The organism is Pseudomonas sp. CFBP 8772 (assembly GCF_014841665.1).
Classification (GTDB): domain Bacteria; phylum Pseudomonadota; class Gammaproteobacteria; order Pseudomonadales; family Pseudomonadaceae; genus Aquipseudomonas; species Aquipseudomonas graminis_B.
In genome coordinates this window covers 253255-279172 of the sequence record NZ_JACYUI010000007.1, presented here as the reverse complement: position 1 = coordinate 279172, position 25918 = coordinate 253255, and the positions used below count along the sequence as shown (strand labels likewise).

General features: G+C 57.1%; 17 protein-coding genes and 1 pseudogene. 15 read left to right on the top strand and 3 right to left on the bottom strand.

Going from position 1 to position 25918, the window contains the following annotated elements; genetic code table 11:
• Positions 1 to 117 precede the first annotated feature (117 nt).
• The 11 genes and pseudogenes from IFT99_RS16550 (at position 118) to IFT99_RS16500 (ending at position 15658) form a co-directional block, all read left to right on the top strand.
• On the top strand, positions 118 to 912 hold the full coding sequence (locus tag IFT99_RS16550) for an ABC transporter permease (RefSeq protein WP_133776109.1): 795 nt from the start codon (positions 118 to 120) through the stop codon (positions 910 to 912).
• Positions 909 to 2126: an ABC transporter ATP-binding protein gene (locus IFT99_RS16545; protein WP_192133590.1), complete on the top strand. Its 1218-nt coding sequence runs from the start codon at positions 909 to 911 to the stop codon at positions 2124 to 2126. Before IFT99_RS16550 ends, IFT99_RS16545 begins: the two co-directional genes overlap by 4 nt.
• Complete coding sequence (locus tag IFT99_RS16540; protein WP_192133588.1) at positions 2123 to 3724, top strand: methyltransferase domain-containing protein; 1602 nt, start codon at positions 2123 to 2125, stop codon at positions 3722 to 3724. The genes IFT99_RS16545 and IFT99_RS16540 overlap by 4 nt, the downstream gene beginning before the upstream one ends.
• Positions 3724 to 7446 (top strand): glycosyltransferase, encoded by a 3723-nt coding sequence (locus IFT99_RS16535; RefSeq protein WP_192133586.1) that lies wholly within the window; start codon positions 3724 to 3726, stop codon positions 7444 to 7446. The genes IFT99_RS16540 and IFT99_RS16535 overlap by 1 nt, the downstream gene beginning before the upstream one ends.
• Before the next feature lie 250 nt (positions 7447 to 7696).
• Entirely contained in the window at positions 7697 to 8779 is a 1083-nt protein-coding gene (gene rfbG / locus IFT99_RS16530; RefSeq protein WP_192133584.1) for a CDP-glucose 4,6-dehydratase, read from the top strand.
• Positions 8776 to 9591 (top strand): NAD-dependent epimerase/dehydratase family protein, encoded by an 816-nt coding sequence (locus tag IFT99_RS16525; protein WP_192133582.1) that lies wholly within the window; start codon positions 8776 to 8778, stop codon positions 9589 to 9591. Before rfbG ends, IFT99_RS16525 begins: the two co-directional genes overlap by 4 nt.
• 27 nt (positions 9592 to 9618) lie before the next feature.
• Positions 9619 to 10581 (top strand): glycosyltransferase family 2 protein, encoded by a 963-nt coding sequence (locus tag IFT99_RS16520; RefSeq protein ID WP_192133580.1) that lies wholly within the window; start codon positions 9619 to 9621, stop codon positions 10579 to 10581.
• 11 nt (positions 10582 to 10592) lie between these two features.
• Complete coding sequence (gene rfbF / locus IFT99_RS16515) at positions 10593 to 11360, top strand: glucose-1-phosphate cytidylyltransferase (protein WP_192133578.1); 768 nt, start codon at positions 10593 to 10595, stop codon at positions 11358 to 11360.
• Positions 11347 to 12376: pseudogene (locus IFT99_RS16510) on the top strand (lysylphosphatidylglycerol synthase transmembrane domain-containing protein); the annotation flags it as partial. The gene rfbF and the pseudogene IFT99_RS16510, both read left to right, overlap by 14 nt.
• A 27-nt stretch (positions 12377 to 12403) precedes the next feature.
• Positions 12404 to 13714 carry an NAD(P)/FAD-dependent oxidoreductase gene (locus IFT99_RS16505; protein ID WP_192133574.1) on the top strand — a complete coding sequence of 437 codons (1311 nt, stop codon included), beginning with the start codon at positions 12404 to 12406 and terminating at the stop codon, positions 13712 to 13714.
• A gap of 12 nt (positions 13715 to 13726) precedes the next feature.
• Positions 13727 to 15658 (top strand): hypothetical protein, encoded by a 1932-nt coding sequence (locus IFT99_RS16500; RefSeq protein ID WP_192133572.1) that lies wholly within the window; start codon positions 13727 to 13729, stop codon positions 15656 to 15658.
• A 111-nt stretch (positions 15659 to 15769) separates the two neighbouring features.
• On the opposite strand, the gene IFT99_RS16495 is transcribed toward IFT99_RS16500, so the two are convergent.
• Positions 15770 to 17014 carry an acyltransferase family protein gene (locus IFT99_RS16495; RefSeq protein ID WP_192133569.1) on the bottom strand — a complete coding sequence of 415 codons (1245 nt, stop codon included), beginning with the start codon at positions 17012 to 17014 and terminating at the stop codon, positions 15770 to 15772.
• Positions 17015 to 17246: 232 nt separating this feature from the next.
• Here IFT99_RS16495 and gmd point away from each other — a divergent pair, with 232 nt between their 5' ends.
• The 3 genes from gmd to IFT99_RS16480 all read left to right on the top strand — a co-directional run bounded on the left by gmd (position 17247) and on the right by IFT99_RS16480 (position 20431).
• Positions 17247 to 18278, top strand: coding sequence for a GDP-mannose 4,6-dehydratase (gmd, locus tag IFT99_RS16490; RefSeq protein WP_192133567.1), 1032 nt, complete (start codon positions 17247 to 17249; stop codon positions 18276 to 18278).
• Positions 18278 to 19174, top strand: coding sequence for a GDP-mannose 4,6-dehydratase (locus tag IFT99_RS16485; RefSeq protein ID WP_192133565.1), 897 nt, complete (start codon positions 18278 to 18280; stop codon positions 19172 to 19174). Before gmd ends, IFT99_RS16485 begins: the two co-directional genes overlap by 1 nt.
• Positions 19175 to 19309: 135 nt before the next feature.
• Positions 19310 to 20431, top strand: a complete 1122-nt coding sequence (locus IFT99_RS16480) for a glycosyltransferase family 4 protein (RefSeq protein WP_192133563.1) — start codon at positions 19310 to 19312, stop codon at positions 20429 to 20431.
• Positions 20432 to 20734: 303 nt separating this feature from the next.
• Here IFT99_RS16480 and IFT99_RS16475 read toward each other — a convergent pair whose 3' ends face one another.
• On the bottom strand, positions 20735 to 22072 hold the full coding sequence (locus tag IFT99_RS16475) for a DEAD/DEAH box helicase (protein WP_192133561.1): 1338 nt from the start codon (positions 22070 to 22072) through the stop codon (positions 20735 to 20737).
• Positions 22073 to 22132: 60 nt separating this feature from the next.
• Positions 22133 to 23032, bottom strand: coding sequence for a drug/metabolite exporter YedA (gene yedA / locus IFT99_RS16470; RefSeq protein ID WP_065988340.1), 900 nt, complete (start codon positions 23030 to 23032; stop codon positions 22133 to 22135).
• A 519-nt stretch (positions 23033 to 23551) separates the two neighbouring features.
• On the opposite strand from yedA, the gene IFT99_RS16465 reads away from it, so the two are divergent.
• Positions 23552 to 25897 (top strand): DUF4214 domain-containing protein, encoded by a 2346-nt coding sequence (locus IFT99_RS16465; protein ID WP_192133559.1) that lies wholly within the window; start codon positions 23552 to 23554, stop codon positions 25895 to 25897.
• Positions 25898 to 25918: the final 21 nt, after the last annotated feature.

Genomic DNA, 25918 nt, shown 5'->3' with positions numbered 1-25918 from the left:
CCGGCCACTGCCTTCCCTCTGATTGGTAAGGAGCGTTAGCATTCGACGCCCGCCGCAGGGAAGCCATTGCCAGAAGAGAGAGCCCCATTTGAAGCTTCAGGATTTAAAGGTGAACACATGTTTGGATTGTTGAGAGGGCTGTACAGCTACAGGAGCTTTATCGGCACCTCGATCCGCAACGAATTCGTATCTCGGTTCTCCCGCAGCAGCCTGGGTGGGTTGTGGATGATCATCAACCCGCTGGCGAACGTGCTGATCTACGCGCTGATCTTGTCCAACGTTCTTGCCGCGAAACTGCCCGGCATCGAAAACAAATACGCCTACGCGCTGTACTTGATGGCAGGGACGCTTGCGTGGAGCCTCTTCTCGGAGATCATCAACCGATGCCTGACGCTCTTCATCGAGAACGGCAATCTCATGAAGAAGATGAGATTCCCGCGGATCACCCTCCCCTTCATCGTTTTGGGCTCGGCGTTGCTGAATAATCTGCTGCTGCTGCTCTCCGTGCTTGCTGTCTTTATTTGTCTCGGTCAATGGCCGACCTGGGAGATGCTGTGGGCCATCCCCTTGATTCTCATCGTCGCGGCGCTGGCAGTCGGGCTGGGCTTGATCCTCGGTGTGCTCAACGTATTTGTGCGTGATATCGGTCAGGTCATCCCTATCGTGCTGCAGATCCTTTTCTGGTTCACGCCGATCGTCTACCCGATCAACATCATCCCCGAAGACCTCAAGTCGCTGATCGCCTGGAACCCGATGTACCCGATCGTGACGGCGTACCACGATGTCTTCGTTTACAACGTGGCGCCTGACTTCTCGCAGATAGGTATCACTGTTCTGATCACATGTCTGCTGCTGGGCTTCGGCCTTTACATCTTCCGCCGAGCAGCGCCTGAAATGGTGGACGCCCTATGAGCCTGTTGCGCGCGAAAGACCTCGGCAAAGCCTACCGAACCTACCGCAGCGAGTGGCAACGTATTGGCCGCTGGCTGGGCATCAAGAGCGCTCCCCGCGAAGAGCATTGGGTGCTTCAGCACATCAATTTCGAGATTAATGCAGGCGAAGCCATTGGCATTGTCGGCCAGAATGGTGCGGGCAAGTCGACGCTGCTGAAGATGCTTACCGGCACCCTGCAGCCGACAACGGGCTCCGTTGAGGTGCACGGCCGTATCGCTGCGATTCTGGAACTGGGCATGGGTTTCAACCCGGAGCTGACGGGTCGCCAGAATGTCTATCACGCTGCGGGTTTGATGGGTTTTACCACTCAGCAGATTGATGAAGTGATGGCTGAGATCGAGGCGTTTGCCGAAGTAGGCGAATACTTCGATCAGGCAGTTCGCACCTATTCCAGCGGCATGCAGATGAGGGTCGCGTTCGCTGTTGCGACTGCCAAGCGCCCGGAAATCCTGATCGTGGATGAGGCGCTGTCGGTAGGGGACAGCTACTTTCAGCACAAAAGTTTCGACAGGATCCGTGAGTTCCAGGATCAAGGCACCACGTTGCTGATCGTTTCCCATGATCGAAGCTCGATCCAGGCGCTGTGCGACCGTGTGCTCCTGATTGAAGGGGGCACGGTTATCAAGGACGGTGCACCGGAAGAAGTGATGGATTTTTACAACGCCATTATTTCCGAGAAAGAGAACGCCACCGTTCAAGTGCACAAGCTTGCCGACGGGAGCGTGCAAACGCGTTCAGGCTCCGGCGAAGCGACCATTGAGAGTCTTGCGCTCTACAACGAGCAGGACGCCCCAATCGAATTCGTATCCGTCGGGCAATCGCTCAGCCTGAAGATAAAAGTCAGCGTCAACAGCCCCATTCCCGAGCTGGTCGTGGGCTACATGATCAAGGACCGCCTGGGCCAGCCTATTTACGGCACCAACACCCATCATCTGGACAAGAAGATGGGCGCGCTCGAAGGGGGTACCCAGTTGGAGTATGTCTTCAGGTTCGACGCCAATATTGGCGTTGGCTCATACTCCATCGCTGTCGCCCTGCATACGGCGGACACTCACCTCAACGCAAATTACGAATGGCGAGATCTGGCACTGGTGTTTAACGTGATCAACGCGGACAAAATTCCTTTCGTGGGCTCAGCCTGGATACAACCCACTGTGGAGTGCATTCAGTGACCCAGCAGTTCTATCGCGCCTTTGAAGACAAGCATCGCGGTTCTCACGAAACCATCAAGCAGCGATTGCAGGTTTACCTTCCGTTCATCCTTCCGCTGCAAGGTCTGTATGACGACTGCCGCGCGCTCGACGTAGGCTGTGGGCGCGGCGAGTGGCTGGAAACGTTGGTAGAAAACGGCTTTAACGCCACGGGTGTGGATCTGGACGAAGGCATGCTGGAAGCCTGCCAGGCCCGCCACTTGCCTGCTGAGAAAGCCGACGCCCTGCTCTATCTGAAGGCGATGCCAAGCGACTCACTCTGTGTGTTAACCGGTTTTCACATCGTCGAGCACATCCCCTTCGACGACCTGAAACAACTGGTCGCCGAAGCGAACCGAGTCCTTAAGCCTGGTGGCCTGCTGATTCTCGAAACGCCCAACGCAGAAAACCTGATTGTGGGGACGCAGAATTTCTATCTCGATCCCACTCACGAAAAGCCGATTCCACACATGCTGCTGGAATTCCTCGTGTCCTTCAGTGGCTTTACTCGTTCGAAGCTGCTGCGCCTGCAGGAAAACCCGGCGCTGGTGGACAGTCCTGCCGTCGGGCTGATGGACGTGATCGGCGGGACGAGTCCGGATTACGCGATCATTGCTCAAAAAGCGGCAGGGACCCTGGATATTTCGACATTCGATCCAGCGTTTGACGCGGCTTACGGATTGAGCCTTGATGAGCTGGCACGTCGTTTTGAAGAAGGCCAAGCGGCAAAGCTCGGTGAAATGGAACAGCGGCTGGCAACAAACCAAACGGTGACGCTTGGTGAGCTGCAATCCCGCCTCGAAGCCAATCAGGTAGCGAAGCTGGAGGAGCAGCGGGAGATCGTCAGCAGTACAGCCGCGCTGCTGAATCATCGTGTCGATCACGTTGAGCTAGAGTACTCGGCGATGACTAACCAGGTGCAAGACGTCAAAGCTGCGGTCCTCGATTTCAAGGTGGACAAGCTCAAGGCTGCCAATGCCTCCCTGGAAAGTGCTAATACTTCGCTCGAGTTCGCGAACGCCTCAATGGTGAAAATGCTCGATGAGTCCTCCCGAAACGCGCACATGTGGTACACCGAGGCGGAAAACCGCCTCAGCCAGATCAATGCGTTGAGAGACGATGTCGCTCACAAGGATGAAAGAATCAGAGCGTTAAGCGCCGAGCATCACCAGCTAAACGAGTACGTCAGCCAGCTGAAAAACAGCACATCGTGGCGCGTCACCGGGCCGTTGCGTGGTGGCGCAATGCTCGGCAGATCGGTGACTTCATCGCCGTCGCGGACACTTAAGCGGGCAATCAAGAAAGTCCTGAAAGGCGTCCTGAACCGACCCGGCCTGCGCAAGAACGTCAAGCGCGTACTGTTTCGCATCCCCGGCCTGCAAACCAGATTGCAAGCCCTCGCCGCTCGTCTCCGGGCGGAAACAGTGGTGACGCCGCAGACGGTCCAGTACCCGGAGCCTACGCCGACCTTCACGCCTGATCCGAGTGATGTCCCTGCTGCTCCGGCTCACCTCACGGAAAATGCGAAAGCTATCTACAACCGCCTCAACAGCAACGAACAACGTAAGGATTCGAATTGATGCGCGTCGTTATTGACCTTCAGGGCGCCCAAGCGGAAAACAGGAATCGGGGCATCGGGCGGTACGCGCTGTCGTTCACCAAGGCCTTCATCAAAAACCGTAGCGACGTTGAAGTCTTCGTCGTCCTGAATGGGCTGTTCGGCGATGCTGTCGATCACATCAGGGACGAGCTTTACGGCCTTCTGCCTGCCAGTCATATCCAGACGTGGGTGCCGAACAGCAAGGTCAGCGCGCTCAACCCGGATAACACATGGAATCGGCATGCCTCCGAATTGGTGCGGGAGGCGTTCATCGCCAACCTGGACCCGGATCTTGTCTTGGTTTCCAGCCTGTTTGAAGGCCTGGTAGACGACGCCGTGACCAGCATCAAGATGCTGAACTCATCGATTCCTACAGCCACGATCGTCTACGACCTTATCCCTTACATCAATCCTGACGCCTACCTGGGCTCACCGCCGGTTCGCAGCTGGTACGAGACCAAGCTTCAGCACTTGCGCCGTGCCGATCTGGTGCTGGCGATTTCAAGCTCGTCACGATCGGAAGTCATTGACCACCTTGGGTTCGCACCCGAGGAAGTCGTCAATATTTCCACCGCCATCGACACAGATCATTACCGCCCCCTCCCTGACGATCAACGGGATGCCGCTCACAAGACGCGGCTGGGAATTGACCGGCCATTCGTCATGTACACGGGCGGCATCGACCCGCGCAAAAATATCGAGGGCCTGATCAGCGCATTCGGCAAACTGTCGAAACCGGTGCGTCGTGCTCATCAGTTGGTCATCGTCTGCAACATTCAGCCCGATGAACGCACCCGTCTTCAGGACCTGGTTGTCAGCAGCGGCCTGAAGAAAGCGGATGTATGTTTCACCGGGTACGTCAGCGAAGACGACCTGATTGCGCTCTACAACGCGTGCAAGTTGTTTATCTTCCCGTCGCTGCACGAAGGGTTTGGGTTGCCTGCGCTGGAAGCCATGTCCTGCGGCAAACCCGTCATTGCGTCCAATACATCCAGCCTGCCGGAAGTGCTCGGCAACCCGGATGCGCTGTTCGACCCGTACCAGATCGACTCCATCACGGCGAAGATGGAACAGGTACTGGTCGATGATGCGCTCAGGGCTGGGCTGGCAGAGTTGGCCATCGAGCAGGCGCGCAGATTCAGTTGGGACGAGACTGCCATTCGCGCCGTGCAGGCGATCAAGGAACTGATCGCAGGCCGCCGTTCGATCCCGAATCCGGTGCGTGCGCCGAAGCGACCTCGCCTGGCTTATGTGTCCCCGCTCCCGCCTGCCCGTAGCGGGATCAGCGACTACAGCGCCGAACTGCTGCCTGAACTCGCCGCCCACTACCAGATTGATGTGATCGTGGCTCAGGAGTCGGTCTCGCCCGCAGACGCAGGAATCAATTACAAGCTGCGCTCGGTCGCGTGGTTTGAAGAAAACGCACACGTGTTTGATCGCGTTATCTATCACTTCGGCAACTCCAGCTTTCATGAACACATGTTCCACCTGATCGAAAAGATCCCGGGGACCGTCGTCCTACACGATTTTTTTCTGTCGGGCATTGCGGCACACATGGAGGTTCATTTAGGGCATCAGGGTTTCTGGACGCGTGCGCTTTACCTTGGACACGGCTACAAGGCAGTCAGCCAGCGTGTCAATGGTGCTGACACGGCCGATGCGGTGTGGAAATACTCGTGCAACCTGCGAGTCCTTCAGCAAGCCGAGGGGATCATTGTTCATTCCCATTACTCGATCCGACTGGCACAACAGTGGTATGGAGAAAACTCTGGCCTGAAGTGGGCCGAGATCCCCTTGCTGCGCACACCTCGCTTCCCCAACGCGCGCACCCACGCAGAGACGAAAGCGAAACTGGGTTTCTCTGAAAGCGACTTCGTTGTCTGCAGTTTTGGTCTGCTGGGCCCGTCCAAGCTGAATGATCGCCTGCTGGATGCCTGGCTTGAATCCGAGCTGGCGCAGGACGAGAACTGTCACTTGGTCTACGTCGGGCAGAACAGTGAAGGTGAGTTCGGCGAAAACCTGCTCAAGAAGATCAACGCCAGCCCCTGCCGCGACCGTATCAAAATCACCGGCTGGGCAGATGCCGACATGTTCAAGGCGTACCTGGAGGTCGCCGATGCGGCGGTCCAGTTGCGGACGCTGTCACGCGGGGAAACCTCCGCCGCCGTGCTCGATTGCCTGAATTACGGCATTGCCACGATCGTAAACGCCAACGGCAGCATGTCGGACATCCCGACCTCCAGCCTGGTCAAGCTGCCGGACGATTTCGACGACGCCGAGCTCTCGGACTCGTTGAACCTTCTGCGTCAGGACTCTGCTACGCGCGAGCGTATCGGCGCGCAGGGTCAGCAACTGATTCACACCCGGCACTCACCTCGGGCCTGTGCCTTCCTATACCGGCAAGCCATCGAGAAATTTCACGAAGATTCGTACCACTCCGTATCGGAGGTTGTGACGTCGATTGCAGGACTCGAAAAACAAGGCTTCAGCTACGAAAGTTCGATGGCCGTTGCTGAATCCATTGACCAGAGCCTGAAGCCGACAATTTTGAAACCGCAGTTGCTCGTGGACATTTCCGAACTGGTTAATCGCGATGCCAAGAGCGGAATCCAACGCGTTGTTCGAAGCATTCTTGAGGTATGGCTGTCGACGCCTCCCGGCAATTATCGTGTTGAACCTGTTTATGCCACCGAAGACGCGGATGGCTACCGGTATGCAAGACACTTCACCCTGGGCTTCCTGAATTGCCCGACTCATCTTCTTGAGGATGAGCCGGTGGTTTTCCACTCCGGCGATCATTTCGTCGGTCTGGACCTGCAGCCCGTCGTTGTTCCAAGACAGCGGCAGGCACTTGCAGACATGAGGCGCCGTGGCGTCACCGTGCAGTTCGTGGTTTATGACTTGCTGCTTAAAAAGCTGGCGCAATGTTTCCCTGCCGGCGCGGCTGACATCCTGGATGAATGGTTGAAAGTCGTTGTCGAGTCGGACGGTGTGATTTGCATCTCCCAAGCAGTTGCGGATGAAATGGCTGAGTGGGTTGCAGAACATCGCAAACCGTCCAAACGGCCTTTCAATATCTCGTGGTTCCACTTGGGGGCAGACATCACCAAGCCGACCAGCGCTGAAGGTACGACGGCCATTCCCAAAAATGTCCTCTCCAGCCTTCAGGCGCGTCCGTCATTTCTGATGGTGGGCACTGTAGAGCCAAGAAAGGGACATGCTCAGGTGCTGGATGCCTTCGAACTGCTTTGGGCAAGCCAGCAGGACGCCAATTTGCTGATCGTCGGGAAGCAGGGCTGGATGGTTGAGGCGCTTGTCGAGAGGCTGAGAGAACACCCCGAATCCGGGAAGCGACTGTTCTGGTTTGAGGGCATCGACGATGATTATCTGTCCAGCCTTTATGCACAGTCCGATGCGTTGATTGCTGCATCGCTTGGTGAAGGTTTCGGCCTGCCACTCATTGAGGCGGCGCAATACAAGTTGCCTTTGATCGCCCGGGACATCCCTGTGTTTCGCGAAGTGGCAGGCGAGCACGCCTTCTATTTCCAGGGAGAGCAGCCTCAAACGCTGTGTGACAGCCTGACTGCCTGGCTTGGTCTGCACCGCAATGCGGAGCATCCGAAGTCTGAATCCATGCCTTGGCTCACGTGGGATCAAAGTGCGAAACAGCTGTTTCTCGCTTTTCAGATGCTGGCCGAATAGGGCTCTAGCCTTGGCCCTCCTCCGGCCCGGAGGAGGCCGGGCATGAGCACTGAAGCTAACGACCAAGCCTGCATTTCAAACGAATAATACCTCGCGTGCATACGATCATCGCGGCCCCTCGTCGATCCCCTCCGATCAAGCGGCCCTCGCGTCTGCACAAGCTGCAGCATTCAAGGTATTATTCGCGCCACTTTAAAGGTCGCCCGTGCAAGGGTTGGGACCGATACATACCAATGACGGTGCGAGTTAAATGACATCCAGATTGCAGTTTGAAGACCGACTCGTTGGTAAAAAGATCCTGGTGACCGGCCACACCGGCTTCACCGGAGGCTGGGCCTGTCTTTGGCTGAAGTCTATCGGTGCAGAAGTGGCGGGTTATGCGCTGGCACCTGATACCACCCCTTCCTTGTTCACCCAGCTCAATCTCGAACCGGAAATGACGAGTACGTTGGGGGATATCTGTGATTTCGACGCCCTGTTGAATGCAGTTGAAGCCTTCCAGCCTGATCTGATACTCCATCTCGCTGCTCAGCCCCTCGTTCGTAAATCCTATCGCGAGCCTGTAAACACCTTTCTGGTCAATGCCCAGGGCACGGCGCATGTGCTGGAAGCCGCCCGCTTGGTGAAGAGTGTGAAGGGTGTGCTGTGCATCACGACTGACAAGGTCTACAAAAACAACGAGTGGGCCTGGCCGTATCGAGAAAATGACCCATTGGGCGGCAAAGATCCTTACAGCGCCTCCAAAGCAGCAGCTGAAATGATCATCCAGAGTTACGCAGCCTCGTACCCGGCCTCGGAAGGCAAGGGTCCGGCGATTGCGACCGCTCGCGGCGGCAACATCATTGGCGGCGGCGACTGGTCAGAAGACCGTTTGATCCCTGACTTTGTTCGAGCGGCTATAGACGGTGGTGCAATGACATTGCGCTATCCAGACGCGACTCGACCATGGCAGCACGTTCTGGCGCTGGTTCATGGGTATCTGGTGATTCTGGCTGGCCTGTTATCCGATCAGCCGGAGCGGGTGGCGAAGGCCTGGAACCTGGGGCCTCAAGAGCTGAAACAGTATTCCGTAAGAAACGTACTTGAGCTGATGAGCGCGCACTGGCAGCGTCCGGAGCTTCAATATATGGACAATCCTCTGCCAGAAGCCGGCTCACTGGCACTGGACAGTTCCATCGCGCGAAACCAGCTGAACTGGATTCCCGTCTGGGACACTGACGAGGTCGTGCGGCAGACTGCTGTCTGGTACCGCGACTTCTATGCAGCGCCCGAAAAAACACGGGAAATTACTTTGTCGCAGATTAATGAGTGGCGTGCAGGCATCCAGGAATGATCTTCATCCTGGGTAGCCGAGGTCGCTTGGGGCAGGCGATAGCTGCTCAATACGCGCCAAGCGAAGTCAGCTGCGTAGATCGAAGCGTATACGAGCCGTGGTCGATGGCAGGCGAGCACGCCGGGATAAGCGAATACTTCGCCCAGTGCCCGCCTGAACGTTCGGTCGTTTACATTTGCTCCGGCCTTCTGGACCCCCGACTCAGCGCCGAAGAGTTACTGGCGGTCAACTATCATTTGCCTCGCAATGTGATCGGCAGCCTTGCGCGGTGGGGCATCCGGGTCGTGACTTTTGGCACGGCCATGGAGCACACCCTGACCAGCAATAGCTACGTTCAGAGCAAGCTCAAGCTGAGCGAGTATGTCGAGGACGCCAACGCTGACGGGGCACTGGCCACCCACGTGCGTATCCACACGCTGTACGGAGGCGGCGAGCCAAGCCCGTTCATGTTTCTTGGGCAGATCCTGACGGCCATCCGCACGGAATCGCCATTCGCCATGACCCAGGGTCGACAGCTGCGTGAGTATCATCACGTGGATGACGATGCGCGCGCGGTCAAGTCGCTGGTCGACGCAGAACTTATCGGCCTCGTTGACCTCGCCCACGGAAACCCGATCACCCTCAGAAGCCTGGCGGAAGCCATATTTGGCGCATTTGGCAAGACTCACTTGCTGCAACTGGGCGCCTTGCCAGAACCCACTCAAGACAATTTCGATCTTGTGTTCGAGCGGCCACAGGCGCTGAAGGACTCAACGTTTCGAGAGGCCATACCAGCGGTCATCGAATACTTGAAGTCCAGGATGAATGCTTGAATGCACGGATTTGATAAGGAAATAACAATGTCAGAAAAGCGGCCTCTGATTTCGATATCGATCCCGGTCCTCAACGAGTCAGGCAATCTGGACAACCTCTACAAGCGCCTCGATGCCCTGGCCTTGAAGATGAGCGACCGGTGTGATCTTGAGTTTGTCTTTTCGGACAATCATTCAGACGACAACACGTGGGCCATGCTCGCTGACCTCGCGAGCAAAGACCCCCGCGTGAGAGCGATCCGGTTCTCGCGCAACTACGGCTTCCAGCGTTCAATTCTCGCCAACTACATGCACACACGCGGCGACGCGGTGATGCAAATTGATGCCGATCTGCAGGATCCACCCGAGCTTCTTGAAGAGTTTTTCGCACGTTGGCAGGAAGGCCACGAAGTCGTCTATGGCGTGCGACGCAAACGACCGGAAGGTTGGCTGCTAAACAACTTCAGGCGTCTGGGCTATTGGGCCATCGACAAGGTTAGCGAACACCCGATTCCACGGGATGTGGGCGACTTCCGCTTGATGGACCGCAAGGTCATCGAAGTGCTGTTGAAGAGCAAAACCGCCAACCCGTATCTGCGCGGGATGATCGCTGGCATCGGTTTCAATCAGACCGGGATTGCCTACGACCGCGATGCGCGCATCGCTGGCGAGAGCAAGTTCAACGTAAACAGGCTGATCCGTCTGGGGTTGACTGCGGTTCTCAACCACTCGACGGTTCCCCTTCGTGCGGCCTCTTTCGTCGGCATTTTGATACTGGCGGCCAGTTTAGTGGGCGCCGCTTATTACCTGCTGTTGCGTTTTGCTCATCCCGATCTTCCCCAAGGCCTGGCGAGCATCCACATACTGGTGTTGTTCGGAATAGGGCTTAACTCTTTCCTGCTCGGCATCATCGGTGAGTATTTGTTGCGCATCTATCTGGTCCTGCGCGCAGACCCTGTTGCCGTTATTCAGCAAAGCCTCAACTTTGAACCCGCAGACCTGAAACTATAAGGATTGTTAGCATGAAAGCTGTAATTTTAGCCGGTGGTCTGGGAACCCGCATTGCGGAAGAGTCCGACACTAAACCAAAGCCGATGGTAGAAATCGGCGGCAAGCCATTGCTGTGGCACATCATGCGTACCTACGCCAATCACGGGATCAAGGATTTCGTTATTTGCCTGGGCTACAAGGGCTACGTCATCAAAGAGTTCTTCTTCAACTACTACCGTCACATGTCAGATATGACTATCGACCTGACAACTGGCGATACCCAGATTCTCAACAGTCAGGCCGAAGACTGGCGCATCACGCTGGTAGATACCGGCGCTGAAACCATGACCGGCGGACGTCTCAAGCGCGTTGCCCCTTACCTGAACAATGAGACTTTCTGCCTGACTTACGGCGACGGCTTGTCTGATATCGACATCAGCGCCGAGGTGGCTTTCCACCGTCAGCACGGCAAGCTGGCTACCGTTGCAGCTGTTCAGCCGCCAGGCCGTTTCGGTGTGTTGAATATCAACGAGCACAACAGCGTGTCCAGTTTCGAAGAGAAACCAAGCGACGAGATTGGCTGGATCAACGGCGGTTTCTTCGTGCTGGAACCTGAGGCGATCAAGTACATCGACGGCGACGCGATTTCCTGGGAGCGCGAGCCCCTGATGCAGTTGGCTAAAGACGGGCAGCTGAGCGCGTTCCATCACACCGGTTTCTGGCAGCCGTGCGACACGCTGCGCGACAAGCGCGAGCTCGAGGCTCTCTGGGCCGCAGACAAAGCTCCTTGGCGCATTTGAGAAAAACGATGACAGCAGCAACGCAACCCAAGCAAAAGCGCTGGATCAAGCATGTTATCGGGGCCGCTGTAACCCTCGTCTGCCTGCTGGCCATTGCGCGACTCGTGAACTTCTCGGAAGTCATGGACGCGCTTGAGCACTTCCGCTGGCACTACTTGGTGCTCGGAATCGCATCACTGGCCTTTGGATATGCCGTGCGTATCTTCAGGTGGTCGGTGATGCTCTCCGCCGCTTCACACGCCGTCGGTTTCCGGAACTGCGCCGCACCGTTTCTGGGTGCAATTGCACTCAACAACGTTCTGCCGCTTCGCCTGGGCGATGTGATCCGGGCGCTGGTCTTTCCCGGCGCGATGGGCGTCACCAAAACCGTCGCCACCACAAGTCTGGTCGTCGAGCGCCTGATCGATCTGGTCACACTGATCGCGTGCCTGGCACTGGGCATTCTGGCAGTGAGCACGCTTGATATCCCGCCGGCCATCAGGCAGACGGCTGTCATCCTTGCGGCACTGGGTGGCATTGCATTGGCTCTCGGTTTCTTCTTTTCGGGCGTTTTCGCGCGGCTGTTCACAAAGCTGGGAAATGACCAGCCGACCAGTAAGATTCCGCCTAAATTACAAACCGTTTTCCGCACGGTAGGCGGTCTTTTCGAGAGTTTTGAGGTGATGTCGAGGCCGCGCGTTCTGGGTCTTATGTTGCTGCTCTCGATGCTTGTCTGGCTGGGGGAATCCGGCCTGTTCTATTTTGCGCTGCTGGGACTGGGTCTGGATGCCAGCCCGCTCATGGCGCTGTTGGTCATGGCGATTGCCACGCTGTCGACACTGGCGCCGTCATCGCCGGGTTACGTAGGCCCATTTCATCTGGCGGCGTTTACCGCAGTGACACTAATAGGCGGTACTTCTGCGCAAGCGGGTAGTTATGCAGTAATCGTCCATTTGGCGCTCTGGCTGCCGACGACGATCGTCGGCGCCTTGGCAATATGGTCCCGCCCTGCCCTGTTCAAAGCAGCCACTCAGTGACTGCGAAAACTTACATTGGAATAACAAATGAATAACTATGATGTTGTGATTGTCGGGGGCGGATTTACAGGCCTCACGGCAGCCTATGTGCTGTCGAAGCAGGGCAAGCGGGTACGGGTTCTTGAAGCAGATTCCACTCCCGGCGGTCTGGCCGGCATCTTCGAATTCGAAGACGGGGTGCGGGTCGAGAAGTTTTACCACCACTGGTTCAACAACGACGTATTCGTCCCGGAGCTCGTTAAAGAACTGGGCCTTGAGGGCGACGTTATCCTGCTGCCAACCCGCACAGGCATGTACTTCAATGGCCGGATGTGGAAGCTGTCGACGCCATTGGATCTTCTGCGTTTCAAAGCCCTTTCGCTGGTGGATCGTATCCGTCTCGGCCTACTGGTGTTTCAAGTCCGTCGCATCAAGGACTGGAAAACCATCGAGCACTTGAGCATTCGTGAGTGGCTGGAAGGGATGTGCGGCAAGTCGGTTTACAAAGTAGTCTGGGAACCGCTGATCAACTCGAAGTTTTCCGTTTATGCAGAGGCTGTCAACGCCGTCTGGATGTGGAAGAAACTCGTGCTGCGCGGCAGCACTCGCAACGACAAAGGCGGCGAAGAGCTGGCTTACTTCAAAGGCGGGTTCGGTCGCCTGGCTGAAGCAATGGTGTCCGCCATCCACGCCAATGGCGGGGAAGTATCGTTTGGCAGCAAAGTGACCGGCCTTGTAACGGCAGGCAAACAGATTTCAGCCGTGATGACTGAAAGCGGTCCGGTCGAGGGCAGCAAGTTCCTGTTCACGCCGTCCTTCCCGCTCATCGCTGACATGTTCCAGAACTCGGCAGATGACGCCTGGCTGGCCAAGCTGCGTCGCGTCAAATATCTGGGCAACATGTGCCTGGTATTGAGGCTCAAGCAGAGCCTGTCCGACACCTACTGGCTGAACGTCAACGACCCTGGATTCCCTTTCGTAGGCGTCATTGAGCACACCAACTTTGACACCCCGGAAAACTACAAAGGCAGCCACATCGCCTATCTTTCCCGCTATTTGGCGACTGAAGACCCGGTATGGCAGTTCTCGGACGCGGAGTATCTCGATTTCGCCCTCACTCACCTGAAGCGCATGTTTCCGCATTTTGAAAAAGACTGGATCATCGACTTCAAGGTCTGGCGTTCGGAGTATGCGCAGCCAGTGACCGAGCGTAACTACTCGCAATATGTACCTGATGCTTCCACGCCTTATGACAATGCTCTGATCTCGACCATGGCCCAGATTTATCCGGAAGACCGTGGCACGAACTACGCCATCCGTGAGGGTCGTCTGATCGCCAAAAAGCTAAGCAACGGATAAGGAAGTCTGGACGTGGATCGAATGTGGCTGCTGCCATCGCGTTTTCTGTGCTTGGTACTGCTGTTGGTAGCAGGGCTGATGGTGCTCATCAACCTTGACTCGCTGTGGAGTCAATCGGTGGACCTGGCGCATCACTATGCGCTGACCTATCGCATCTCAGAGCAATTTCATTTGATGGACTCGAATGATCCTACTCTGGGGGAGATGAATTACTACCCGAGGCTGAGCCATGTATTTGCGGCCATCGTCGGGTGGCCACTCAACTCGAACTTGCTGGGTATCCAAGTAGTCACCCTGCTGTCTCTGAGTGCCATATGGGGTGGATTCGTCTACCTGTTGAACACGCTGCCGAAACCGCTTGGGTGGCTATCCACCGCAGCCTTGGCGGCGGCGCTCTTGCTTAACAGGTTCACGCTGAAACTTGAGGTGCACGGCGCAGAAGTCGTCAGCAACTTTTTCTATTCCCAGTTAGTGGCGCAAGCCATCATCGTGCTTGCCATAGCGGGCGCGGTGTATCTGGAATCGAAGAAGGGACGTTGGGCCGCATACGTGTTCCTGATCGGGGTCATTGCGCTCAACACTGGTGTCCATCTGCTGCCTACGCTCGAACTGCTGGCAATGCTCGGGGCCATGACACTGTTCAATGGCTTCCAGGACATCATTCAGAAGAAAAGCCGGACGACCGCTCTCGCAGGCCTCGTCGTTCCGGTGATTGCTCTGTGTGGCGTGGTATTGAACCCGGCATTTTCCGCCATGCGAAAAATCGCCGAGAACGACGGCGGGCTCGAACTTCAACGTGTCAGCTACCCATTGGGGCTGGGGACACTTTGCGTTTTGGCTTTGGTGATCTCAGCGGGATTGATCATCGCCCACATGAAGCCCGGCAGTAGGCTGTCTCATCCCGCCGTCAAATACATTGCGTTGTATGGTGCGGGAGTCGCAGCACTTTGCCTGCTTCAGATGGTGTTAGTGAAGTTCGGGTTCGGCTCCAACTATGCAGTGAAGAAGTATGGATTCGGGATCATCAGCTACCTCTTCGTGGCCATGGCCATCGTTGCAGGTGAGTTTGTGCTGCGGGTGGGTCCGACGGTACTGACAACCCTTCGCATGCCCTCAGCCGCCGAAGCGTTGATTGCTGGCGGCTGCCTGTGGGTCATTATCAAATCTGTGATCATTCCGTATCAGGTGATCGATTTCTCTGAGCTTCTGCAGACTGAGAAAAAGATCATCAACATCACCTCAACCGACATCCCGAGAATACCCGGCAAGGCCAATGCGGTAATCGGCCTGGCGGGCTATTACAAGACATTCAACTATATGTTTTCGCTGGCAATGGCGCACACGCCGCGAACGCTGGCGATCCCCGACATTCTACTGGCGGACAAGCTGGATGATTATTCCAACTATGGCTACATCGTCAGCAGCGAGGGCTCAGCGAAATACGACATGATTGAGTGCGAGGTAAGTCGGCAAGGGGGTATCACCATCAACAATGCCGGCTGTATCGCCGAGCAGCTCAAGCAAACAGATGCGTGTCGGAACACAATTGACTTCTCAAGCGCAGGCCTTGTGGATTCAAACCGTGTCACTGGATTTGGTGCCGCCGAATCTGATGGGCGCTGGATCAACAGCAAGCTGGGGACTTATACCTGCGATGTTCCGAAAAGAGCGCCTGAAGCGCTCGATATCGAGATGCACCCGCTTCTCACCGCGTCGTTGAAAAGCCAACGGATCAAAATTCTCGCCAATGGGCAGCCTGTCTATGACGCGAGCATTGATCACGTTTCGGATGAACCTGTCAGGGTGCCACTCCCGGCTCCGGATGCTTCGGGTAAGCTGGTTATTACCTTCGAAACGCCGGACGCAACGTCTCCAAAGCAACTTGGGGTGGGACAGGATGACCGTACGCTAGGCTTCTTCGTGAAATCGATCAGGTTTCAGTAACCACTCACTGCGACTCCCAATTCAAGGGTCGTAGGTTCAAAAGAAAGGGGGCCATGATCATGGCCCCCTTTTTTATATCCGTGTCTCGTCATCCCTATCCCTTGGGTTGGATCAGGACGCGCCCACCGTTACCTTACGATCAATCAAAGGCTTGTTGCCCGACAGCCTTTTGCCCAAGTGCATGGTTGGCTTCTCTACCAAAACATGCAGCGCGTACGCCAGCACCAGTACGAAGACTAGCGTGATGAGCCCGGCAATCGGGTAAATGACGCCTTGATCCATCAAGATCCGAATCGACAGATAACCGATGATCGAATGCAGCACGTAGACCGAGTAGCTGATATTAGCCAGGAAGTCGATCGGAGGGATCGGTCTGAAATAGCGACGAAACGCATAGCTGACACTGAACAGAATCAGCCCGTACAGGTAGTTCTGAGGCACGTCAGGGATCTGGTTGACCCACGATGTATGCTGCCAGCACATCATGAACAGGATGACCAATATCGCCGCGTACTGGACTAATTGCCGCGTCGTGTAGGTACCGGTGTAATGGTGATAAAAACCGGTCCCGACGAACATGAAAATGACGCACATCAGTTCCGTCTTTAGCGAATCCATCAACTCGGCGGAGGCGTTCATCTGGCCAAGCCAGTTAGGAAACGCTTGAGTTGCAGCAAGGACAGCAGCGGAAAACAAAAATATTGGGTAGGCGTTGCCAGTCCTGACTGAGCGATAAAGAAGCGTGGCAACTATATAAAACTTGATTTCGATCGACAGCGTCCAGTTCACCAGGTCGATCGTCGGGCTTCCAAAGTTACCCTGCAATAGCAGCAAATTCTCAACGAACCGATCTAGCGGCATGCTGAATTCTTTACCCCAGTAAACGCTGGACAGGTAGACCAGCCCCAGCATTATCAAGCTGGCTGCGATATAGGTCGGGTAGATTCGTAAAAAGCGGGCAATCAAGAACTTGCCGGGAGCCAGTCTCGCCAGCGAGAAAGGAATCACGAAGCCACTGATCAAGAAGAATATTGAGACACCGAAAGGCCCGTAGTTGAAGGTCGGAATGGTCAGCCACTGAATCATCCGGGATGAAGGTCCCTCGACCAGCGGCGCGTGAATGTACGACGCTACTGTCTCCCGGGCGTACCAGTAGACGCCACACCAATGCACGATGATGACAGCTACAACTGCCAACCCTCTTAGCTGATTGGCAAAAAGGGCTCTGTCCGTGTTTTTCTGCATTATTTCCCCAACTCCCACTTCAAAACCCGGCGCAAACCGCGAGGCGCACTGGGTCATCCTTGTTACAGTTTTAACTTCATCAAAACCAACGAGGTATACCTGAGCATCCACGCAAGTCGATTTCGCTGCCGAGTCGTGACGGTGCAGGCTTCACGCAGTACGGCTACATGGTCTAACCGGTGATGAGTGCCCGTCTGAAACGCGACTATACGCGACGCAGCTTAGTAACTCATCGTTCTCTATCGTCGTCCGTCACGTTCATTTTCTGTATGATGGCGCCCTTGTTTACGCTTGGCGCCCAGCCAGGCTTTGTCTTCGGCGCTATGGGGTTTAGAGGATTCGCATGAAAGCAATTGTTACCGGCATCACTGGTCAAGACGGCGCCTATCTGGCTGAACTGCTGCTTGGCAAGGGCTACACCGTCTACGGCACCTATCGTCGTACCAGTTCTGTCAATTTCTGGCGGATCGAAGAACTGGGCATCCAGAACAATCCAAACCTGCACCTGGTCGAGTACGACCTGACCGACCTGTCGGCCAGCATCCGCCTGCTGCAGACCACCGAAGCCACCGAGGTGTACAACCTCGCCGCGCAGAGCTTCGTGGGCGTTTCCTTCGAACAGCCGATCACCACTGCCGAAATCACCGGCCTGGGCGCTGTGAATCTGCTGGAAGCCATCCGTATCGTTAACCCGAAAGTCCGCTTCTACCAAGCGTCGACTTCCGAGATGTTCGGTAAGGTTCAGGCCATTCCTCAGATGGAAGACACTCCGTTCTACCCGCGCAGCCCTTACGGCGTCGCCAAGCTGTACGCTCACTGGATGACCATCAACTATCGCGAGTCGTACGGCATTTTTGCGACCAGCGGTATTCTGTTCAACCACGAGTCGCCACTGCGCGGCCGTGAGTTCGTAACACGCAAAATCACTGACACCGTTGCCAAGATCAAGCTGGGTCTGCAGGACTCGCTGGTACTGGGCAACATGGACGCCAAGCGCGACTGGGGCTTTGCCAAAGAGTACGTCGAAGGCATGTGGCGCATGCTGCAGGCTGATGAGCCGGACACCTTCGTTCTGGCCACCAACCGCACTGAAACCGTCCGTGACTTCGTCGCGATGGCATTCAAGGCTGTCGACATCACCATCAACTGGAGTGGCGAAGCCGAAGAAGAAATCGGTACTTGCGCCGCCACTGGCAAGGTTCTGGTTTCGGTCAATCCGAAGTTCTATCGCCCAACCGAAGTTGAGCTGTTGATCGGCAACCCGGCCAAAGCCAAGGAAGTTCTGGGCTGGGAGCCTAAGACCAACCTGGAAGAGCTGTGCCGCATGATGGTGGAAGCGGACCTGCGTCGTAACGAAAAAGGGTTCTCGTTCTGATGAGTATCGCCGGCAAGCGAGCGCTGATAACGGGTATTCATGGATTTACGGGGCGCTACATGGCCGCCGAGCTCACAGCCCAGGGCTGCGAGGTGGTTGGCCTCGGCAGCAATCCGTCCGATGAAGCCAATTATTATCAGGCCGACCTCACCGATCTGGTGGGTCTGAGCAAGCTGCTGGCGGACCTTCAGCCGGACATCGTCGTTCATCTCGCGGCACTGGCGTTTGTCGGGCACGGCGCGGCAGATGCGTTTTACCAGGTCAATCTGATTGGTACGCGCAACCTGCTCGAAGCCATCGCCCACTGCGGAAAGGCGCCCGAAAGCGTTTTGATCGCCAGCAGTGCCAACGTGTATGGCAATGCGTCGGAAGGGTTGCTTGACGAAAGCACCAGGCCGGCGCCGGCCAACGATTACGCCGTGAGCAAGCTGGCCATGGAATACATGGCCAGTCTGTGGCTCGGGCGGTTGCCGATCATCATCGCGCGCCCGTTCAACTACACCGGCGTCGGCCAGGCGGAAAACTTCCTGCTGCCGAAGATCGTCAAACACTTCCGCGAGAAGGCCGAGAAAATTGAGCTGGGCAACCTGGATGTCTGGCGCGATTTCAGCGACGTCCGTTCGCTGGTGGCCGCTTACCGCGGGCTGCTTGAAGCCAAGCCGTTCGGTCAGTACGTCAACGTCAGTTCAGGCAAGACTCACTCGCTGCGTGAAGTGCTCGACATGTGTCGCGCCATCACCGGCCACGACCTCACCGTCGAAGTGAATCCTGCTTTCGTGCGGGCCAACGAGGTGAAGACCTTGTGCGGCGACAACAGCAAGCTGAAGTCGCTGGTCCCGGGCTGGCAGACACCCGAGCTGAGCGAAACGCTTGGCTGGATGCTGGCCGACGCGTAACGCCGCAGTACCCAACCCGAAGCGCTGTGTGGCGCTTCGGGTTTTCCTTTATCCTCCGCTCCACACATCCCCGCTCTGCCCGCAACGCACCTATCGCGAGAACAGCGGACGTTATCGTTTCGTCAGAGAATCCTGATGACCAAAGTTTTGCACTTCTTCAAGACCTACTTCCCGGAAAGCAAGGGCGGTGGGGTCGAGCAAGTCATCTTCCAGCTGGCACAGGGTTGTCAGGCCCACGGGATCGAGTCCCAGGTGCTGTCGCTGAGCAAACAAGGCGCGGCGCGTAACGAGACCGTGGGCAATCACATCGCACACCGCTCAAAACAGGATCTGTACGTCGCGTCGACGGGCTTTTCGTTGTCGGGCATTCGGGATTTCAAAGAGCTCGCGCGCGACGCGGATATCGTGCATTACCACTTCCCGTGGCCGTACATGGACATCGCGCACTTTGCCGCGCAGATCAAAAAGCCGACGGTGGTGAGCTACCACTCGGACATCATCAAGCAGAAGACGCTGCTCAAGCTGTATGCGCCGCTAATGAACCGCTTTCTGGGAAGCGTTGATCGGATCGTCGTATCGTCGCCGAACTATGCCGCCAGCAGTGAGGTGCTGACCCGGTTCAGGGATAAGGTTGAGATCATTCCGTTCGGGCTGGATCGAGCCACCTACCCTGCCCCTTCTCAGGCAAAACTTGAGCAGTGGAAGCTGCAATTGGGCGAACGCTTCTTTCTGTTCGTCGGTGCGCTGCGTTACTACAAGGGCCTGGATTTCCTGCTTGAAGCGGCGCACAAAAACCGCCTGCCGGTGGTGATCATGGGCGGCGGGCACCAGGAGCTGGAGCTCAAGGCGAAAGCCAAGGCGCTGGGGCTTAGTAACGTCGTGTTTGTGGGCAGCCTGCCGGACGAGGACAAGAACGCGCTGCTGATGCTTTGTGAAGTGTTTGTGTTCCCGTCGCACCAGCGCTCGGAATCGTTCGGCATTTCGCTGCTGGAAGCGGCGATGTATGGCAAGCCGATGATCTCGTGCGAAATGGGCACGGGCACCACCTTTATCAACATCGCGGACGAGACCGGGCTGGTGGTTCCGCCACGGGATTCGGATGCGTTGGCGGCCGCGATGAATACGCTGTGGAATGACAGAGAGCGGGCGACGCAGATGGGGTTGAAGGCGGCGCAGCGGTTTGAGTCGATGTTTACCGCGGAGAAGATGGTGCAGGGGTATGCGGATCTTTATCAGGATGTGCTGCGCCGGCGATAGGTATTAGCAGGATTGGCTTTAGCCGGGAAGACGCCGGTCGTCACGCCGCACAATTAATGGCGCTCACACTGCCCTCTTCCCGGCTGAAGCCGGTCCTACTGACACAGCGCGGTCCCGCATTGATCGCGTACACCCGTAGGACTGGCTTTAGCCGGGAAGGCGTCAGGTGTCACGCCGCAAATCTCATGGAGCTCACACTGGCCTCTTCCCGGCTAAAGCCGGTCCTACTAACACAGCGCGGTCCCCCATTGATCGCGCTGAAGTCCGGGCACTGGTGAGAGGGCCCGGACTCTGCCGCTCTTCTTACGGCTTACGCTTGCGCGGTCCGGTGTTGAACACCGGCACTTTGCGCACAGGCTTGATGGACGGCACTTCTGCCGCCGCTTCGCCGCTGTCGACCCACTTGCCCAGATTGCGTTTGCCGCCTCCGCCGCTGGTTTTGGGTTTCTTCGGCTTTTTCGGCTTTTTCAGAATCTGCCCGGTCGCGTCGGTGGCCGGCACGCGGTGTTCTGGAATGAAGTCGGGTTCTTCGCGGCGCTGGAGGGTCTGGCGGGTCAGCATTTCGATGGCGCTGAGCAGGTCGACTTCGTCGGCGCACACCAGGGAAATCGCTTCACCGGTCTGGCCCGCGCGGCCGGTGCGACCAATGCGGTGGATGTAGTCTTCGGCAACGATCGGCAGGTCGAGGTTGACCACGGTCGGCAGGTCGTCGATGTCCAGACCGCGAGCCGCCACATCGGTGGCAACCAGGATCTGCACGTCGCCGCTCTTGAAGCGATCCAGCGCGCGCTGGCGAGTGGCCTGGGGTTTGTCACCGTGAATGCCGTCGGCGTTGAGGCTCAGGCCTTGCAGACGCTCCACCAACTGGTCGACGCCGACGCGGGTTTTCGCGAAGACCAGCACCTGACCCCAGCGATGCTTCTTGAGCAGATGGATGAACAGTTCGCTCTTGCGCTTCTTGTCGACGGTGACGATCCACTGCTTGACCGACGAGGCCGCAACGTTGCGCGGGCTGACTTCGATGGTCAGCGGGTTGTCGAGCATCTGCCCGGCCAGCGCGCGGATCGCATCGGAGAAGGTCGCGGAGAACAGCAGCGTCTGGCGGCGTTTCGGCAGCGCGGCGTAGATGTCGCGCAGTTCTTCGGAGAAGCCAAGATCGAGCATGCGATCGGCTTCGTCGAGGATCAGGGTCTGCAACTGCGAGAACTTCACGGCGTTCTGGCGATACAGGTCGAGCAGGCGGCCGGGGGTAGCAACCAGGACGTCAACGCCTCGACGCAGTTTCATCATCTGCGGGTTGATGCTGACGCCGCCGTAGGCCGCGTAAGTGGTCAGCGGCAGGTGTTCGGCGTATTGCGCAATGGCTTCGTGAACCTGCTCGGCCAGTTCGCGGGTTGGCACCAGCACCAGCGCACGCACGGAGTTGGCAGCGACCTTCGGGCCTTCCATGGTCAGGCGTTGCAGCAACGGCAGCGCGAAACCTGCGGTCTTGCCGGTACCGGTCTGGGCAGCGGCCATGAGGTCGCGGCCTTCGAGCACGGGCGGAATCGCCTGGGCCTGAACGGGGGTGGGAGTCTGGTAGCCCAGTGTTTCGAGGGCACGCAGCAGGGGTTCGATCAGGCCGAGGGAGGCGAATGTCATTTCAGTACCGTTGGAAAAAGGTCAGCGCACAAGAGTCTGTAGAAGACAATGGCGCGCAGTTTACCCTTTCTGCAACGGTTTCTGCTTGCGCCACTGCGGCAGGCCGATGAGCACGACGGCGCTGATGATCACCGCCATCGCTGCGCCTTCCGCCCAGCCAATGTGTTCGCCAGCGAACAACACGCCGAGCAACACCGCCACCGCCGGGTTGACGTAGCAATAGCTGGTCGCAGCGGCGGGTCGCACGTTCTTCAGCAGGTACATGTAGGAGCTGAACGCGACGATGGATCCGAACACCACCAGATACGCCATCACCAGCCAGCCGGACAGGCCGGGGGATTGGGTCATGCGTTCGCCGCTGATGAAGCTGCCAAGCAACAGCACGGCGCCGGCCACCAGCATTTCGCAGGCGCTGGCCATGGGTCCGGCGGGCAATGGCAGGTAGCGGCTCCACACCGAACCGAACGCCCAGGTCGCGGCGGCGAAGATCACCAGCGCAGCGCCCATGGGGCTGGCCTGCAGGTTCGAGCCGAGGTTGAGCAAGGAGATGCCGACAAGGCCGAGCAGGATGCCCGCCCATTCCAGCCCCGTGTTGCGATGGCCCCAGAACAGGCCGAACAGCAAGGTGAACAATGGCACCACGGCTACTGCCAACGCTGCGACACCAGAAGCAACGCCTGCGTGCTCGGCCAACGTGACGCCGCCATTGCCGCAGGCGAGCAACAGAAAGCCGATCATGCCGGCGGATTTCCACTGTTTCCAGGTGGGCATCGGCGCGCCACGAAAGCGCATGAAGGCGAACAGGATGGAACCGGCGATGGTAAAGCGCACCCCGGCCATCATGAGCGGAGGCCAGGTTTCGATACCGATGCGGATGGCGAGATAAGTTGAGCCCCAGATCACATAAAGCGCGAAAAAGGCCCCGATGAGCAGCAGGGGAAAACGGCGGGCGGCAGGCATGAAAGGCTCTAGTACAGTCGTTTATTGTGGGACTGATTCTAGAAATCTCAGGGCCGCCGGCGTCAGTTACAAATGTGGTTTATTCGACCCATACACTTTTGCTGGCGAGGTGTTCGCAGCCGCTCACGAGGGCGCGGCAAGATGATCGGGAATTGAAAGTACGCAGTAAGCGATAGGCGCCATGACAGCCCGGCGGGCAGCCTGCCGACAACGCCTGCCCGGCCATCGCCCTCCTCCAGCCTCTCCCAGCGGTATTTCGTCGGCCCTGGAAAAAACCGCCTTTAGTCGCCAGAAAGCATGCCGACAACCTCATCAGGAATGGGCACTAGCGTCTTCGACCGTGCCCTGCCGTACCTTCTCGAAGAGCCACACCCTCGTCAAGACCAAGGCGGGTCAACGCGCGTGAAGGTCATGTAGCCCGTTTTCAAAGCTGGCTCAGCGGATTGAACTCATCACCGATCCCTACCCGATTATTGCGTCATTGACCTGGCCAGGCCTGCCTTGCCCCGGAGTTTCTACATGTGTTCGATGTGCGATGCGCTCACCCAACTCTGGACGGACGGAGCGAACAGCCAGGGTGTGAGCCAACAGACAGCCACCAGCCAGGCGACGCTTGGGCACCTGACGCTTGATCAGCAAGCCAACTACCTGACTGATGGCTATTGGCACGACGCCTATGGCGGTTCCCAACACCACTTTGACGTGCACGCCGGTGGGTCGCTCACCGTCAACCTGGCCAGCTTGAGCGCGAATGCTCAGGTTGTTGCTCGATATGCGCTGCAAAGCTGGACCAATGTCAGCGGCCTGAAATTTGTGGAAACCACCGCTGCCGCTGCGATCAATTTCAGCGAAAACAAAAGCGGTGCGTATAGCAGCTCCAACTATGCAGGCAGCATCATCTCGAACAGCAGCGTCAACATCGCTTCCGATTGGGTGAAATACGGTTTGTATTATCAGCAAACCTACATTCATGAAATCGGCCACGCGCTGGGGTTGGGCCATGCGGGCAATTACAACGGGAGCGCGACCTTCCCCAACAATGTTTTCTATCAAGAGGACAGCTGGAAATACTCGGTAATGTCCTACTTCAGTCAGGACGAGAATACCTATTCCAATGCCTCTTTCGGCTATGTCGCTACGCCTATGCTGGCGGACATCGTAGCCATCCAGTCACTGTACGGCACCGCCGTTACCCGCACAGGTGACAATACCTACGGTTTCAACAACAACGCCGGAACCGACTTCATGCCAGGTCTGGTGGGCACAATTTATGATGCGGGCGGCAATGACACGATCAACGTCGGCACCTATGCCGGCGCTCAAACAGTCGATCTGAGAAGTGAAGCTTTTTCCAGCCTGTACGGCGGTGTATCGAACATCGCCATCGCGCGCGGTACGGTTATCGAGAACGCCATAACGGGTGCAGGCGCGGATACGCTGATCGGCAACGCCAGTGACAACTTCCTCAATGGCAACGCGGGCAATGACCAGTTGTTTGGCGGCGATGGCAATGATCGGCTGATGGGAGGGGCGGGTTCGGACATGCTCAATGGTGGCAACGGCTTAGACACCGCCTTGTATACCGAGGCAGGTGCTCGCTACTTTGCACACTACGATGCCGCGCTTGTGAGTGGTGCCAGCCTCAGCGTTCATGACGCGCAAACGTCCGATGTGGACTCGCTTTCAAGCGTCGAAAAGCTGGCTTTCATGGACCGCAATGCCAGTGTCGACGAACTGCTGATGGCTTTTCACAGCCGGTATGGCGCCTTCAACGCCGAGAGTGACGCCGCTGTTTCATTGAGTTTTGGCATGGACCTACATCACACAGCGCTCACCGAGGATCAGGCTTACGTTGCCAGGCTCTACTCATTGTTCGGTCGGACGCCCGATTATCAGGGCTTGAATTATTGGCTGACGCATCAGGCGATGGGCAGTTCGGATGCAGAGATTCGCGATGGCTTTCTGAATTCCGCTGAAGGGATACAGCGCTTCAGCATGCTTGGTAGTCGGGACTTTGTGCTTGAGCTCTATCAGAACGTACTGCATCGCACAGGCGATGATTCAGGTGTGTCGTACTGGAACACGCTGCTGCAGCAGGGTTTGAGTCGAACAGCGGTTGCTGATGGCTTCCTGAATTCGCGCGAGAGCCATGACTTCTCGGAGGGCGAGGCAGGCTACATCAGGATCGTGGCTCATAACGCCTGGAACAATCTGGATATGGTGGTGGGCAAGGGCGTGGCCACCGGCACGGCTGGCGACGATCAGATCAGCGAGCAGGAAGTCAGGCTTGACGGCAATGGGGCTTCGCATCTGGCGGGCAATGCCGGTATCGACACCTTTATTTTCAACGACGCTGCATCCGCCTACACGATCAGCGCGCTCGATACCGATACGCTATCCGTTAGTCGTTCCACGGGAGCTGCGGCGACGTTCGACCTGAGTGGCTTCAATGTGCTGGATTTCGCAGATCGCGAACTGTTCGTTCTCGACTCGGCGCAGGCAAGTATTGGTCGTCTGTATTCCATCCTGGATCGTGCTCCCGATATCGAAGGCCTGAAGTTCTGGCTGTCTCACGGCGCCGCAGGCGAAACCGGTGCCCAGATTGCGGATGGTTTTGTGCAATCTGCCGAGTTTTCCCAACGCCTGCCCGATGGCAGCAACGCAGCCTTTGTCGAAAATCTGTATCACAACGTCTTGGGCCGAGGCAACGACGCTGCCGGGGTTGCCTATTGGGTGCAATCGCTGGACGGCGGCACGAGCCGTGGGCAGGTCGCATTCAATATCGCCAACTCCCCGGAGTCTGCTGCACTGACTCAAGGCGATGCCGGCTTCATTCACCTGATAGGGCATGCTGATTGGGTTTGAGCCACCTGCGCCACAGTCTGG

What these genes read in the sequence shown, in the direction of transcription:
- IFT99_RS16550 (WP_133776109.1), top strand. Translation starts at nt 118, where the DNA reads ATGTTTGGATTGTTGAGAGGGCTGTACAGCTACAGGAGCTTTATCGGC.
- IFT99_RS16545 (WP_192133590.1), top strand. Translation starts at nt 909, where the DNA reads ATGAGCCTGTTGCGCGCGAAAGACCTCGGCAAAGCCTACCGAACCTAC.
- IFT99_RS16535 (WP_192133586.1), top strand. Translation starts at nt 3,724, where the DNA reads ATGCGCGTCGTTATTGACCTTCAGGGCGCCCAAGCGGAAAACAGGAAT.
- rfbG (WP_192133584.1), top strand. Translation starts at nt 7,697, where the DNA reads ATGACATCCAGATTGCAGTTTGAAGACCGACTCGTTGGTAAAAAGATC.
- IFT99_RS16525 (WP_192133582.1), top strand. Translation starts at nt 8,776, where the DNA reads ATGATCTTCATCCTGGGTAGCCGAGGTCGCTTGGGGCAGGCGATAGCT.
- IFT99_RS16520 (WP_192133580.1), top strand. Translation starts at nt 9,619, where the DNA reads ATGTCAGAAAAGCGGCCTCTGATTTCGATATCGATCCCGGTCCTCAAC.
- rfbF (WP_192133578.1), top strand. Translation starts at nt 10,593, where the DNA reads ATGAAAGCTGTAATTTTAGCCGGTGGTCTGGGAACCCGCATTGCGGAA.
- IFT99_RS16505 (WP_192133574.1), top strand. Translation starts at nt 12,404, where the DNA reads ATGAATAACTATGATGTTGTGATTGTCGGGGGCGGATTTACAGGCCTC.
- gmd (WP_192133567.1), top strand. Translation starts at nt 17,247, where the DNA reads ATGAAAGCAATTGTTACCGGCATCACTGGTCAAGACGGCGCCTATCTG.
- IFT99_RS16485 (WP_192133565.1), top strand. Translation starts at nt 18,278, where the DNA reads ATGAGTATCGCCGGCAAGCGAGCGCTGATAACGGGTATTCATGGATTT.
- IFT99_RS16480 (WP_192133563.1), top strand. Translation starts at nt 19,310, where the DNA reads ATGACCAAAGTTTTGCACTTCTTCAAGACCTACTTCCCGGAAAGCAAG.
- IFT99_RS16475 (WP_192133561.1), bottom strand. Translation starts at nt 22,072, where the DNA reads ATGACATTCGCCTCCCTCGGCCTGATCGAACCCCTGCTGCGTGCCCTC.
- yedA (WP_065988340.1), bottom strand. Translation starts at nt 23,032, where the DNA reads ATGCCTGCCGCCCGCCGTTTTCCCCTGCTGCTCATCGGGGCCTTTTTC.
- IFT99_RS16465 (WP_192133559.1), top strand. Translation starts at nt 23,552, where the DNA reads ATGTGTTCGATGTGCGATGCGCTCACCCAACTCTGGACGGACGGAGCG.